Origin of the sequence: Leptospira sanjuanensis (assembly GCF_022267375.1) — a bacterium.
Classification (GTDB): Bacteria; Spirochaetota; Leptospiria; order Leptospirales; family Leptospiraceae; genus Leptospira; species Leptospira sanjuanensis.
Genome location: NZ_JAIZBH010000001.1, coordinates 142,166 through 156,397, shown reverse-complemented (window position 1 = coordinate 156,397; position 14,232 = coordinate 142,166). Strand labels below are relative to the sequence as shown.

Below are 14,232 nucleotides of genomic sequence, written 5' to 3'. Positions count from 1 at the left end.
TTCTTATCGGGTTTTGAAAATAGGAATCGAGGTTATTCGAAATCGATGGAATCGACTGCGTCGATCGGAAATAAAAGATTTCCGTCGTTTTTTAAAAGAATGTAAAAACTTTCGTGTTGATAAACGAAACCTTTTACGTGGGATCCGTCTTTGAAATGAATGACCCTTTCGATGTCGGGCTGGTTTTTATCTTTGAGAATTTGAATCAATGCGGTATTGTCGAGTTTTGCCACCAGCGACTTCAACTTTTCGACCTTTTTTAGATCGGCCGGCGCAAAACGAACCATCGATTTGAATTTCTCTTCCAAGTCTTTTTCCTGATTCGGAAGAATGTCTTTGATCTTCTTACTAAGATCATCGTCCATCGCAAACATCGCTGTTACACTTTCGTCCCCGAGTTTACGAACGTCCGAATTTAATGCGAAAACGAAATTCTCTTCGAGTTTGACTCCTTTGGCTTTAGCCTCTTCGATACTTTTTTCGAGAGAACGAATCTTCATTAAACTGGATTCGGGAATTCCTTTCCAGGACAAAGATTGTCCGCGATTGATCTGAACCTTTTTACTCTGGAAAAGAATCGGAAAATTCATCTTTAAGAATTCTTTTTCCTCGTTCGTAAGAGTGTTTGCGGTTTTTTCGAAAGCGATCAAAGGACCGGTTTCGATTTCGACTTTACCGTCTAACACGTCTAATCCGAGTTTCGAGTGCGATTCGCTTACTTCCCGCGAATATACGACCTTTGTCCCGATCAGAAGTGCACGCACATCCGGCGAAAGGATTTCGAGCAATCCGTCGGATTCGTTTTGAATCGAATCCACAAGTACGGAACCTCTTGCAACGTTCAAAGAGGAATACTTTCTATTTCCGTTTAGGGAAACTTCCGTATCGGGTAGCACACGAACCGCGACGCTTTTGGCCCCTTCCACTTGAAATTCGCAGATCGAAAAATTACCTGAAATGAGCTTACGATTGAGCAGATTCGCACCCGGTTGAGAAACCTCTCCGTTAATCTTACAATCGCCGTATGAATTGATAAAAGCCTGCTCCAGCTTCGAGTCCGAAAAAGATCCGTAACTAAGCCAAACGGCAACACCCGCGATTAAAAGAACGGCGGCCGCCGCAAAACCGGAAGCCAAAAGACGGGATTTAAAAAAGGCATTTGGAAATTCTAATATCTTCCCTAAAGAAGCGGGGGCGGACTTTGCGGAAGCGGATTCGTTCGGATGAAGCGCATACGAGATTACGGAATTTATTGTCGTAGCGGATTCGTACATAGAACGCGCTTTCTCATTTTTGAGAATAAATTGAAGAAGTTCGCGCTTTCCCTCGGCATTCAGTTCGCCGTAAAGGTATTGTCCTAATAAATCTTCAAAACGTTCTATGTTGTCTGCTTCAAGTTTCATGATAGAGTCTTAGAATTGCAGTCCCTGTTTTTCCATTTTTTCTCTAAGTAAGGAGACGGCTGAAATGAGCCTTCTGCTTACGGTTCTTTCGGAAATTCCAAGAGCTTGAGCGGTTTCTTTCAAAGTTTTCCGTTCGAGTTCTTTATATAATATTATACTTTTTTCCGGCTCGGGAAGACTCTGAATTGAATCTTTTATCGCTTTTTCTAAAAAAGCTTTCTCTAAATTTTCCGGAATTTCCGGATTCACTTCAATATCGGTGACCAAATCTCCTAGGCTTAGGTTCCCGAATTCTTTTTTCTGTTTATTATAATGCTTGAAATACAAATTTTTTGCAATCGAGCATGTCCACGTACTGAAAGAAGCGATCTTAGAATCGAATTTATCGAAAAACGTAAACGCTTTTAAGAAGGCTTCCTGCGTCAGATCTTCCGCAACTTCGGGATCGCTTGAAATCTTTAAAAGAAAGTGATATACGGTTCGGTGGTTTTCCTCGTATAAACTTGAAAAATCTGTAGAATCTGATTGAACCATGGAGAAAAATGCCGGTGAACCGGAGCTTTTTGCAGTTTTTCAGTTAAATTCTGATTCTAAAAGCACAAAAAGAAATTAAAAACCCGGTCATTCATTGCTTCTTCGCTTGAAAACTATGTCAGATTTTCTTACGATTCCTGCCGTTCAGAGGATTTTTCGATCCTTGAAAGCGAATTTCATTGTTTGGACCCTTCTCCCCTTATCGTTAGCAATGCTTCAGTGCTCGCAAGAAGATCTTAAGGTCAATGACAGAAGCTGCACCAACGATTCAAAGCGACAAAACGAGTGTATCGAAAGAGTTATCACCTATTGTTCATTTAGCCAGGCGAGTACGGATAAACCTTTGAACGCGATTTGCACAAGTCAGCCTGTATTGCTGTTATTTTCCTGCATGATCATTTATCCGGGATGCCCTTCTTCCTCCTCTTCATCCCAATCCTCGGGCGGCTCTTCGAATTGATTTCAATTTATGAATCGGAATTTACGCTATAAAGCGGGACGTCTTTTTCAAAAATTTACAACGAAAGAATTCTAAAATTTAGAAAGAAATAGTATACGCTTTCTTATGAGTTCTTGGAAAAGAAGCGTTCGTTCCTACAAAAAAAATTTTCCGTTACAATTTTTACAAGGTCCTACTGTTATAGGAATATATGAGTAACGAAATATTTACTTCGATAGAAACAATCCCAGGTTATCTGGGAGGAAAACCTTTTATTAAGGGAACTGGGGTTCGCGTTTTAGAAATATTAGATCTGCTTTTAGCAGGAATGTCGAGAAAGGGAATTTTACGGGAATATCCGGGAATTTCCAACGACGATATCGATGCGGCGGTTTCTTTTTTGGAATCTAAATTGGAAATCGCAAGGCAGAATGAATATCTGAATCAAAAAGTTAGCTGAAGAATTTTAACAGCAGACGTTCTCACAAAGAGATCCGTCTGCCTTTGCATACGAGATTTTTTATTTTCTTTCGCCGATGATCGGCCCGCCTACGAGCTGCATCATTCTTTCTTTGGTAAGAATCAAGTCCTCTCTGTTATCGGTCGCCATCTCGCCCGGTCCATCCAAGTAGATCGCGCCCTTCGGACAAGCTTCCTCGCACATACCGCAAAAAATACAACGCAACAAATCGATCTCGAACTTCTTCGCGTATTTATCTTCCGGATGAAGATGTTGAATCTCCGGAGTTACTTCGGCCGCTTCGATATAAATCGCATCAGCGGGACAAATCCACATACAACAAAAACAGCTCGTACATCTTTCGCGGCCTTGTTCATCACGCTTCATCGTGTGCATTCCGCGGAAACGAGTGGAATACTTTCTTTTCTTTTCCGGAAATTCGATCGTCACCGCTCTTCTTAAAATCGCGGCTTTGATAAAGTGTTTGAGAGTGATCCAAAGACCCTTTCCGATCGAATAAAAATAAAACTTTTCGTACCAGGAAAGTTTATGACGGCTCGCGACGCGTACTACGTTAACGGTTCCCAACACCGACCTCCTTGCGAGAATCCGCGGATTCTTTTACCAACTCAGCGAGTCTTTGAAAAACGGCGCCGGAACTCAATAAACCTTTCGGTGGTTCCATCGCTTTTTGAAAACGTTGATTCAATCCGTTCTTGTTCGTAAAAGAACCGGCATGCTCCGCAAACGTTTGAATCGGAATTCCATACGAAGCGTCCGGTAAGTCTTGCGTTTTATTCGTTTCCAAAACCACAAGCGTCGTGTTGGAAGAAACGGTTGGTAAGAATTCTTTACGATTTTCGTGAATGACGAAAACCAAATCGATTTCTCCCGATTCGATCGATTTACGGATCGATTCGATTCCCTGAGAAGAAACGAATCCTGCGTCCACCGCGCCTTTCGTATTTTGTCGTAAATCCGTGGTCATTAAAAAGTCTTTTTGTTCGGGCGCCTTGTATTGAACCGCGTCGATCCTCGCTTCTACGATAACCGATTTTCCGAAAGATTCCACGCTTTGCAGGATCGTCTTCAGATTTTCGTTCGATTCTTTCGCGCCGCCGAGAACCGCGATCTTTTTCGCGCTGCGGATTTTTTCGGCGATCGCGGGCAATACGACCGTACTTTCGGAAGACTTTCCGTTCTGATAATAAGCGAATAGACGGTTTTCGTTCAGCCAATCGATGTCGAAACGTCCCTTGTCGCAGAGGAAATACATATCTTTTTCCTCGTCGATTCGAGGCATATACCGATACATTTTGTTGTCTCTTACGTTGGTCGTAATGTTACAACCCGTGCTGCATCCGTGGCAGATCGACTCCGCGTTTTTATACCACCAAACTCTCGATTTGAATAAGGTCTTGTTGTTGAGAAGCGCGCCGGTCGGGCAAAGATCCGCAAGTGCCCCTTGAAAGTTGTGTTGGATCGGTTCGTTCTTTGCGAGACCGATGATGGAATGATACCCTCTTTCGAAAAGACCGAGATTGGATTCTCCCACGATCTCCTCTTCGAAACGGACGCAACGGTAACAAACGATACAACGATTATGATTGATGATTAGGTTCGTGCCGATTTCTTCCTGAGGAACATTCCGTTTTTCTAATGTAAATCGGGAATTTCCTTTTCCCTCCTGGAAGGCGTTGTCTTGGAGTTGGCATTCTCCCGCTTTATCGCAGACGGGACAATCCAGAGGGTGATTTGCCAAAAGGAATTCCATCGTTCCTTCGCGCGCCTCTTTGATCCGATCATTTTTCGTGAAAATGGAAAGGCCTTCGGTAACCTTGGTATTGCAGGCGGCCTGAAGACGGGGAACCCCTTCGATTTCGATAAGGCACATTCTGCACATTCCCACGATGGAAAGTTTTGGGTGATAACAGAAGAAAGGAATATCGATTCCGACATCTTTAGCCGCTGATATGAGGTTCTTTTTTTCATCCACCTCATACTCGATTCCGTCGATCTTGATTTTTACCATGGAATCATCCTTTTGATTAAACCCGGTACTGGGAAACAATTCTATAGAAACGTACCATTCTCATTCTGGCAACTTGTTTCTAAATTCTTCATTGTCCGTGGAATTTTGTTCTTGGAGTTTCGCTCGGACGGAAGTCGAAAACCTCCGTCCATTTTGAGACTGATTCTTAAAGTTCTAAGTCCTTGTAGTAATCGGGAACTTGCGCCCATTTTTGAAACCACAAAGGATTGATCGCTCTTTGATAGAGATACGCATCCACGAGGACCAAGTTGACGACCGCTTCGATAATTGGAACCGCTCTCGGAAGAACGCAAGGATCGTGACGGCCCTTTGCTTCGAGAGTGGTTTCTTCCCCTTTCAGAGTTACCGTATTCTGTTTTTTAAAAATCGTAGAAGTCGGTTTGAACGCCGCCCGGATCACGAGTTCTTCTCCGTTTGAAATTCCGCCCTGAAGACCGCCGGAGTTGTTCGTCTTGGTTCTCACTCTGCCGGTTTTTTCTTCCACATAGAATTCATCGTTATGCGAGCTTCCGGTCAAAAGCGTTCCCGAAAATCCGGAACCGACTTCAAAACCTTTGCAGGCCGGAATGGAAAGAATCGCCTTTGCGAGATCTCCGTCTAATTTGTCGTAAACGGGATCGCCCAAACCGGGAGGAAGGTTGTAGGAAACGCACTTGATCGTTCCACCGACGCTGTCCCCGGCTTCTTTCATCTTGAGAATTAAAGAACGCATTTCGTCCGCGCTGGCCGCGTCCGGACAACGCACTTCGTTTTGATCGACCTCTTCCCTGGATTGGGGATATTTGTCTCCGATCTTGGATTGAACGGTACCGATGGAATCCACCCAAGCTACGGTTTCGATTCCTAAATCGTCTTTGAGTATCATTCTTGCGATCGCAGCGGCCGCTACACGACCGATCGTTTCGCGGACGGAAGAACGACCGCCGCCTACGTGAGCGCGAAAACCGTATTTCACCTGATAGGTGTAATCCGCGTGAGAAGGTCGGAATGTAGTTCGTAAATTTTCGTAATCTTTGGAGATCGTGTTTTTGTTGTCCACGATCAAGGCGATCGGAGAACCGATCGTTTTCCCTTCGAAAACCCCCGATACGACTCGAACCGTATCGGTCTCGTCTCGAGGAGTCGTAAGATCGCTTTGGCCCGGTCTTCTTCGGTTTAGATCTTTTTGAATTTCTTCTAAGCGAATCGGAATTCCCGCGGGAACTCCTTCGACGACGACCCCGACGGATTCACCGTGGGATTCTCCAAACGTACTGACTTTAAAAACTTTTCCCCAACTGGAAGGCATAATACCAAGAAAACAGGGTAAAGCCCAGGGATAAAGCGCGTTTCTAAAAGAATCCCTTGGTTTTCTTAAGCGGACTTAAGCGACAGAACGCGGAGCCGTTCCTCGAAAACTCTGATCCACTTTTTCGTAGAGGTTCGGTTCCAATTCCGGATCGATGATATAGATCACTCTTCTCGGGTCCATACTGTTGTTCAAATCGAACACCGCTTTCCGTTTGTCCTGACGGAAGGATTGAGGATCGTAACCTTCGATTTTGATTTTACCTTTGTTCGTGATGATCGGGCGAATCGTTCCGATCCTTTCAAGAAGCGGTCTTGTCTGATGTCTGAAAATTTCCTTAATCACGCAGGTTTCAAAGTGGACCTTTTTCTGAGAATCCATCGAAACGACGATGATATAGTCGCCCGGGTTGAGAACGCTTCGGTTTTCACAAAGGCTCAACGCCATCAAATCGAAAAAGTCCCGTACGATCTTTTCGTTATATGAGAAAAAGCTGTTATTCAAAATCAACTTCATGGAAGTAAGAGCGTCGTATGCCGGACGCCAATCCTGATCCGAGCTGAGCGAAGCGAATTCTCCCGAAATGGAAATGATTCCGGGATCCTCGTCGGTATACGAGTTGCTGAGAATATGATGAATCTGTTTTTGAATGTCTTCGATAAGAATTTGTTTCGACTTATCGTCCTTGTATTTCTGAAGGTATTCGGTCAACCTACGGAGAATCACGTTCGAAGAAGGGTAATTGTTGTTTAAACCTTCTCCGCGGAACGTTCTGTGGCTGTTGAGAACGGCGGCCTTAACGTCCGAATCGATACCGTTCAGATTTCCGATCATCAAATAACTGATGATCGGATGATTTTTGATATAATCGAACTCTTCGGGACGAAGATCGGGGTGATTCGGCAGTTTCATTCTGGATTTTCCGATATCCACCATAAAAGAAGCGAGCATAACGTTCAGCTGTTTCGTTTTTTGAATATCGTTATCGGTTTTGCTGAGGGCTTTCATTCCTCTGAGTTTCATAGCCATCGAAATCACGGTTCGTTTTGTCATCATTTCGGAATCCGCTTTGATACCTGCTTGCCGCATCACTTCGATGACGTTCACGAGACCGAGCTCCATATCCGAACTCGCCTTAAAATCCACAAGGATATCGTCGATTCCCTTTTGAACCAGACGAATATTATGATTCGTTAATGGATAATGCTTGAGTTCCTCCAAAAGATCGGACGCCTCTCTAGCGAGAGCCACCGTAAGATCGGAGTTTACGAGTTTCGTAAACGAAACTTCGCGGCCGTGAACGGAGTCTGGATGTTTCGGTCTTGCGAACTTATCCTTTTCCGAAATCAGAAAATAGATCCCCTGACTTTCGAATTTTTGAAGCCTCGTTACGTCTTCCTCGGATGCGTCCGATTTTTTATGGATCAAGATCTGGCCGTTCTTGTTGTAAAAGTCCACGGGGATTTCGCTCTGACTGATGAAACTCTTAATCACATCGGAATTGAATTCGAATTTTTCCAGAAGGTCCCGATTTACAGTATGCGAGCTATTACTCATATTAGAATTCATTGGATAAATACCGTTATTTGCGTTTCGGAAAAGAATCACGTACCGTAGATTCTTTTAGCAATCCTTTCTCCGTAATTGTATGGATAAGACTGGAAAAAATTTATTTACGAAACGTACATCTTAACTCAATTTCCGAGGGACTCAAGAAAAAGTAATCAAGAAATTATTTCCAAGGAGTAGCCGGGGTAGATGTCCGCAAAAATTATAGTCCGAACTTGTCGCGCTTAAGGGATGAATCATTCCTTTTTTATTATCCGTATCCGGCGATGCCCTTCGACACGGAGCATTCCATAGGGGGAAACACCCTATATCTCCTCGACAAACCGAAGGTAAAAGCAATGTACTTCGTCTTCGGTTGATTACGACACTTCCTAGGAGGCTGGTCGTAGATTATGCGGATTCTTTCGGAATTTCGCCTGTTTGTTTCGTTAATTCTTCGTAAAGACGCGCGTCCATATTCGGATCGAGGACATAGACGATTCTTCTCGGATCTTGGTTCTTCTCCAAATTGAAGATCGCTTTTCTGCGGTCCAACTTTAAGGAACTTAGGTCGAAACCGGAAATTCTCAATTTACCCATATTGCTGAAATTCGGCCGGATTGTCCCAACTCGTTCGAGCATAGGACGGATTTGCGTCCGATACATTTCACGAATGATACAAACTTCGAAAAAGACCTTTTGGTTCGAATCCTGGGTAACCACGATTACGAAATCCCCTTCACGAATGAAAGGCTGGTTGTTGCAGAGGGAAAGGCCGATATGATCGTAAAAATCCCGTAGTGTCTTTTCATTATATGCAAAAAAGCTGTTATTCAAGATCAACTTCATCGCAACCAGAGGATCGAACGGTTCTCTCCATTCCTGTCTAGTCGTAAGGGAAGCGAATTCTCCCGCGATGGAAATCACCCCGATATCTTCCATCGGCAGGTTGTTCGTAAGAATATTCCGAATTTGCTTTTGAATGTCGCCGACTAAGACGGTTCGTTTCAGATCATCCTTGTATTTATCTTTATAGAGATTGAGTTTCTGAACCAAAACTTTCGGCTGAGGATAATTGTTATTCATTCCCTCGCCTTTATGCGGACGATGATGATTCAAAACCAGGGTCTTTATGTTGTCGTCCAAATCAGGAAGATTCGCTACCATTAGATAACTGATAAGAGGATGGTTTTTGATGTATTCGAATTCTTCCGTTTTGAGATCCTTCTGAACCGGAATTTTCATCTGGGTATAACCGATATCGGCAAGATAGGACGACATCATCAGGTTCATCTGATCCATCTTTTTCTGTTCCATATCGACTTTCGTAAAAGCCTTTCCCGCTCTTACTTTCATCGCCATGGAAATCACCGTACGTTTGGTGAGCATCTCGGAATCCATAGGAACGCCCGCGCTGCTCATGACTTCGATGATGTTGACCAACCCGTTTTCCATATCGGGAGTCGATTTAAAATCCTCTAATATACCGTCGATGGATTTGTTGAGATGTCGAACTTGACTTCCGTTTAAAGGAAACTTCTTCAATTCGGATAGGAAACTCGAAGCGTTCTTTGCAAGATCAACGGTCAATTCCGAGTTTACGAGTTTCGCAAAACTGACCTCTCGCCCGTTGACCGAATTCGGACCCGCGTTTTGTTTACCGCCGGAAATTTTTTCGAATTCCGATTTGAGGAAGTAAATCCCCTGGCTTTCGAACTTTAATAATTTCGTAATGTCTTCGCCGTCGGCGCTTTCTTTTTTATGAATTAGGATTTGGCCGTTCTTATTGTAAAAATCAACCGGAATGACGCTGTTGATTTTAAAGTGCTGAATGATTTCTTCCGTGAAGTCGAATTTCTGTAAGTCTTTTTGAGCATCCATGAGAATAGTCGTATATTAGGGAATTTGGTTTGTAAGTTTTGAATGTTAACTAACGTAGAGTGAAATAGCCGCTCAAGAATTCCATTCTTAATCCATTAAAAGGCGGGAATGAACAGTTTGCACCGAATATTTTATAGTTGAGACGAAAAAAATATTTTCCTAGCGTTTATTTCCAGGAAGAATTCAAACTGATTTCGAGTATATTTCTGCTTATACGATCTTCTAAGGAAGAACCGGCAAAACCGGCTCCTTTTGCATCCGTTAGTATAAACGTGTCCAACGCTCGATTTCCGGTACGATCCGTCCGAATTGTTGCGGAATGAATGTTAATTCCGTTTTCTTTGAGAACTCCGGTCACAAAATAGAGAAGACCTTTCCGGTCCGGAGCTTCGAGCGTGAATTTCGTTTTCGTTCCCGATTCGATATCTTCAAATTCCAGTTTAGAATCCGCGCCGAGATGATACGTATTTCTAAGATCGATCTCGCTCGAATGATGGATGATTTCTTCCAAAGCGGAATCTTCCGTAAAGACCGAGGACATCAAAATTCCCAGCTTGGAAGCCTTGATTTTAGAATCGGTTTCGTCCGACTTTAATGTAAAAACGTCGTAACTGAAAAGTTGTCCGTTTTCCTCAATCGTCTCGATATCCCCCGAAACGATTTCCCATCCCATGAAGAACATCGTTTTCACCATTTTGTGAAGAGTACCGGGAGCCGTTTCTGACGTTTTCAAAGTAACCGTATAAAGCCCGTCGTTCTCTTTATAGTGAAAATGAACCATTCTTTCGACCTAGTTACAAAGATAATTGCCCGTTTCAAAAAAAACGACTCTTTTCCGGGGACATTCTGTCTCCTTACCGACGAAAAATTCTTGCCTCGGAATTTCCGGGAAAAACAGTCAAAGTAGAGTGGAAATGAAAGATATTTGCCGAAAATAAAAGGACAATATTTTTCCCAAACTGTATGAAAAGACCCCTCGAGTATAACCCGGAACTGATCCAAAAGTCCGATCCTTTGCCCCTAGATAAGGAGAAGGGCTCGGCTAAAAAATGGAAGGCTCCGAATCCGAAAAAGGAAAAACCTAGTTCGGAAACGGAAGGCGCGCCGGGCCTTCTCATATTCGGATTATTCCGTTTCGTTAAGAAATACAAGGGAAGAATTTTCATTATCATCGGACTTCTTTGTTTCGAGATCGGATTTTATGCGAGCATTCCTTTCAGTTTTAAATATCTGATCGACGAAGCTCTAATCAATCGAAACCAAAGCGCACTCTATTGGATCGGCGCTTATCTCGCGATCGGAACGATCACCTTCGCTATTCTCGGAACCGTACGCGATTATCTTTATAACTGGGCCTCCGCAAGAATCATCCAAGACCTTCGTTTACAGATGTACGAACATTTGGATCGATTGAGTTTGGATTTTTTCTCGAACAATAAACTGGGAGATATTCTTTCCCGATTTTTCAACGACCTCGCCTCTTTGGAACACGCTCTTCTTGCGTTTATTCCTTGGGGACTCGGGCCTTTATTGGAAGCGATCTTCGGAACCATTCTCCTTTTCCTTTTGGATTGGAAGTTGGCGCTCATCGCGTTGTTGATTTGGCCGATCAGCTTTTTAGGTCCGGGATTTTTGTCCAGAAAATCGACCGAGATCAGTTACACGAGAAAATTAGAAGAAGCGCAAGTACTCAGTTTGGTGGAAGAATCCATCTCCGCGCAAAACCTGATCCGTGCGTACGACCTAAGCGATTATTTCTTCACTCGATTTAAAAACAACTGCGAGAAGTTGTTTCAAGTTTCCTTGCGACTCGGTTTGACGAATTCGTATTTGGAACGATCCGCAGGTTCCGGAATTCTTTTGTTACAGGGAGTTCTATTGCTCGTGGGAACAACATTCGCATATCATAATGCACTTAGCATCGGAACTCTGGCTGCGTTCCTGCCTCCGTTCCTGAACTTGAGTTATTCTTTATTGTATCTTTCGCAATATCTTCCGGCGTTAAACCACGCCAGCGGTTCGGCAAAACGAATCTTAGAATTGTTGCGCGCTCCCGTATTCGAATCGGATCCGGAAGAATCTTCGATTCCCGAATTGAAGGAAGCGATTCATTTCGAGAACGTTCATTTCCGTTACAAAGGACGTTCTAAGAATTTAAGCGATATTACTCTAACGATTCCGAAAGGAAGTTATACCGCAATCGTGGGCGGTTCCGGCGTCGGAAAGAGCACGTTCATCAAACTTCTTTTGGGAATGGTCCAGCCGAACGAAGGAAGAATTTTGTTCGACGGAACTGATTTGAATTCTTTATCCAGAAGTTCGGTTCGATCGCTTGTGGGAGTCGTGTTCCAAGAAACGTTTCTTTTTAATACGACCATCTTCGAGAACATCCGCATCGGTAAACCGAGCGCGACTTTGGAAGAAGTGATCGAAGCCGCAAAACGGGCCGAGATCCATGAGATGATTCTTTCCCTGCCGATGGGTTACGAAACGAACGCGGGTGATCGTGGAACCAAGCTTTCCGGCGGAGAAAGACAAAGAATCGCGATCGCAAGGGCATTCCTTAGAAATCCGCAGATTCTTCTTTTGGACGAAGCGACTTCTTCCTTGGATCCGGTTACCGAAGCGAGAATCATGAAAACCCTTTCCCAGTTGCGCGAGGGAAGAACCGTGATTTCCGTTACGCATAGACTTTCCACGATTCGAGAAGCGGACCAAGTCTTTCAAATGCGCAACGGTAAGCTGGAACGGTTTTCCGTTCCCGAGCCGGAACAACAAGCGATGGTTCTCTAAGGAATTTCGTTTCTTACTTGCAATTTTTTTCCCGGCTAATTTACATTCTTTCCAATGCTCTTGGTTCCCACATACATCGCTAATTCTCCGATCGGAGGTTTCGGTCTCTTTGCCGGCCGTGATATTCAAAAAGGAGAATTGATTTGGAAATATCATCCGAAGACGGTTTGGATTCTAACCGATCAAGAGCTGAATTCCCTACCTCCTTCCGTTCAAGAAATGTTCCGCACGTATTCGTATCAAACGGACGGCAAATGGTATTATTGCTCCGATAATTCGAAGTTTATGAATCACAGCGACGATCCGAATACGAAAGAAGATTTTACGGGCGATCAAACGAACCCGATGGGACAAGACAGCGCGACTCGATTGATTCTCAAAGGAGAAGAGCTGACCTGCAATTACAAACTCTTTGACGATAACTGGACGATCAAACTCGGATCAGATTCTTGAATTTTTGATTTGCTCTTTGAGTTGAATGGCGGCAAGAGCGTAACCTCCGTCCGCCGAATCGACGAAATGCACTTCTCGAACCGATCCTTCGTGTAAAGCGCAGGTCATCAATGCACGGTCCGAAACGTGATACCCGTAGAATAGTTTTCCTTCCCGATGCAGATCTTCCAAAAATTTCAAAAACAATTCCCTGGATTTCGAATCGCACGCTACAACCATCTTCAAGGTTCCGTCGTATTTGCGGAAATCGGACGCAATCACTTGCGATTTTCTTAATTCTCTCAGTTCCATTCCGTTGACTTTCGGACCGAACTTCCATTGTGTGTTGATAGCGAGATTCACCGCAAATCCTTCGATCTTTATCTTCAGCATTCTTAAGAAATGGAGAAATCCTTTTCGGTTTCCGGCGTGAACCGTCGCTTCCTTATCGAAATATTTTCCCGAAAAGTCCACCTTGATATCCTCTTCCTTCAAAGGATGAATCTCCGTGTCGTTCCCCAAAAAAACATTTACTTTATCTAATATGATTTTCAACAATTCCTGATCGCCCGCAACCGTAGGCGAATTCGTTTTAATGATGAAAGAAACCGTTTCCCCTCTGTGGCTCGGAATGTCCTGCCAACGACAGGTAAAGCCCGTAAAGTCCGGTTTGATTTTCGTTTTATGAGCGAGAGGAATGATATAAGGATTCGTGGAATCGTCGTTCTTTACGAAACGTTCCGCGGCATCCAATGCGTTTCCGGTCAAAATCGCCTGATTGTAAAAATCGGAGATTTTTAGTTTACAAAGTTTTAATTCTTTTCCGCTTCTTTTTAACTCGCCTACGTTTACGATTCCGGCTCTGAGTTTTAATCCGAAATTGTTTTTAACCAACTCACGGATCGAAAATAGAATATCCTTTACCCCCGGAAGAACGCTATCCGGAAGAAGAAGAGTCATTCCGTCCCCGCCGAATAAAAACGGATAATCCATATCACCCATTAGATTTGAAACCGCCATTGCAGTAACGCCGCCCGCGATGTTTACGTCCTTGTAGTTTCCGTTGCGGATCGCATCGGTGGAATTCACTACATCGGTGATCACAAGATTCCAATCGTCGGGAACGGTGAAATAATTCGAAGGTTCTATGATTTCCTGAAAGGAAGAAAGCGCAGGAAGATATTTGTAAAAGTTGTGAGTATTGAGAGTTTGTTTTTTATCCGCAGTTTCGATCATCTCGTTCACCTAATCGGGTTTATATTTTTATGGAAAAAAGAATTTTAAAAACTGTCTTCGATCGACCGAAAAATGGAAAGGAAGAATGTCGAAAATTCGATCGTATTCGAGCCGCATTTCATGAATCGAAATACTATTCTTAGACGTTTTTGAATAATTTCATAC

12 protein-coding genes are annotated in these 14,232 nt (G+C 43.6%); 3 read left to right on the top strand and 9 right to left on the bottom strand.

Annotation, left to right across the window (positions count from 1 at the left end):
- Positions 1 to 32: 32 nt before the first annotated feature.
- Together rsx and LFX17_RS00715 are read right to left on the bottom strand one after the other, a co-directional pair.
- On the bottom strand, positions 33 to 1,403 hold the full coding sequence (rsx, locus tag LFX17_RS00720; RefSeq protein WP_238744611.1) for an LIMLP_03685 family anti-sigma factor: 1,371 nt from the start codon (positions 1,401 to 1,403) through the stop codon (positions 33 to 35).
- 9 nt (positions 1,404 to 1,412) lie between these two features.
- Positions 1,413 to 1,937: an RNA polymerase sigma factor gene (locus tag LFX17_RS00715; protein WP_118954379.1), complete on the bottom strand. Its 525-nt coding sequence runs from the start codon at positions 1,935 to 1,937 to the stop codon at positions 1,413 to 1,415.
- Positions 1,938 to 2,587: 650 nt separating this feature from the next.
- Here LFX17_RS00715 and LFX17_RS00710 point away from each other — a divergent pair.
- Entirely contained in the window at positions 2,588 to 2,836 is a 249-nt protein-coding gene (locus LFX17_RS00710; protein WP_238744610.1) for a DUF433 domain-containing protein, read from the top strand.
- A 60-nt stretch (positions 2,837 to 2,896) separates the two neighbouring features.
- On the opposite strand, the gene LFX17_RS00705 is transcribed toward LFX17_RS00710, so the two are convergent.
- The 6 genes from LFX17_RS00705 to LFX17_RS00680 all read right to left on the bottom strand — a co-directional run bounded on the left by LFX17_RS00705 (position 2,897) and on the right by LFX17_RS00680 (position 10,387).
- On the bottom strand, positions 2,897 to 3,424 hold the full coding sequence (locus tag LFX17_RS00705) for a NuoI/complex I 23 kDa subunit family protein (protein ID WP_238728395.1): 528 nt from the start codon (positions 3,422 to 3,424) through the stop codon (positions 2,897 to 2,899).
- Positions 3,411 to 4,868 (bottom strand): 2Fe-2S iron-sulfur cluster-binding protein, encoded by a 1,458-nt coding sequence (locus LFX17_RS00700; RefSeq protein ID WP_238744609.1) that lies wholly within the window; start codon positions 4,866 to 4,868, stop codon positions 3,411 to 3,413. The genes LFX17_RS00705 and LFX17_RS00700 overlap by 14 nt, the downstream gene beginning before the upstream one ends.
- Before the next feature lie 166 nt (positions 4,869 to 5,034).
- Positions 5,035 to 6,177 (bottom strand): chorismate synthase, encoded by a 1,143-nt coding sequence (gene aroC / locus LFX17_RS00695; protein ID WP_238728393.1) that lies wholly within the window; start codon positions 6,175 to 6,177, stop codon positions 5,035 to 5,037.
- Positions 6,178 to 6,252: 75 nt separating this feature from the next.
- A complete protein-coding gene (locus LFX17_RS00690; protein WP_238728392.1) occupies positions 6,253 to 7,746 on the bottom strand; it encodes an HD-GYP domain-containing protein in 1,494 nt (497 codons plus the stop codon).
- A gap of 390 nt (positions 7,747 to 8,136) precedes the next feature.
- The gene (locus LFX17_RS00685; protein WP_238728391.1) at positions 8,137 to 9,606 is read right to left on the bottom strand and encodes an HD-GYP domain-containing protein; all 1,470 of its coding nucleotides are present in this window, start codon (positions 9,604 to 9,606) and stop codon (positions 8,137 to 8,139) included.
- Between the two features lie 166 nt (positions 9,607 to 9,772).
- Complete coding sequence (locus LFX17_RS00680; protein ID WP_238728390.1) at positions 9,773 to 10,387, bottom strand: ACT domain-containing protein; 615 nt, start codon at positions 10,385 to 10,387, stop codon at positions 9,773 to 9,775.
- Between the two features lie 182 nt (positions 10,388 to 10,569).
- Here LFX17_RS00680 and LFX17_RS00675 point away from each other — a divergent pair, with 182 nt between their 5' ends.
- Together LFX17_RS00675 and LFX17_RS00670 are read left to right on the top strand one after the other, a co-directional pair.
- A complete protein-coding gene (locus LFX17_RS00675; RefSeq protein WP_238728389.1) occupies positions 10,570 to 12,399 on the top strand; it encodes an ABC transporter ATP-binding protein in 1,830 nt (609 codons plus the stop codon).
- Positions 12,400 to 12,453: 54 nt separating this feature from the next.
- The gene (locus LFX17_RS00670; RefSeq protein ID WP_238728388.1) at positions 12,454 to 12,852 is read left to right on the top strand and encodes an SET domain-containing protein; all 399 of its coding nucleotides are present in this window, start codon (positions 12,454 to 12,456) and stop codon (positions 12,850 to 12,852) included.
- On the opposite strand, the gene LFX17_RS00665 is transcribed toward LFX17_RS00670, so the two are convergent.
- A complete protein-coding gene (locus tag LFX17_RS00665; protein WP_238728387.1) occupies positions 12,841 to 14,067 on the bottom strand; it encodes a DUF3095 domain-containing protein in 1,227 nt (408 codons plus the stop codon). The two genes, LFX17_RS00670 and LFX17_RS00665, sit on opposite strands and share 12 nt — an antisense overlap.
- Positions 14,068 to 14,232 lie beyond the last annotated feature (165 nt).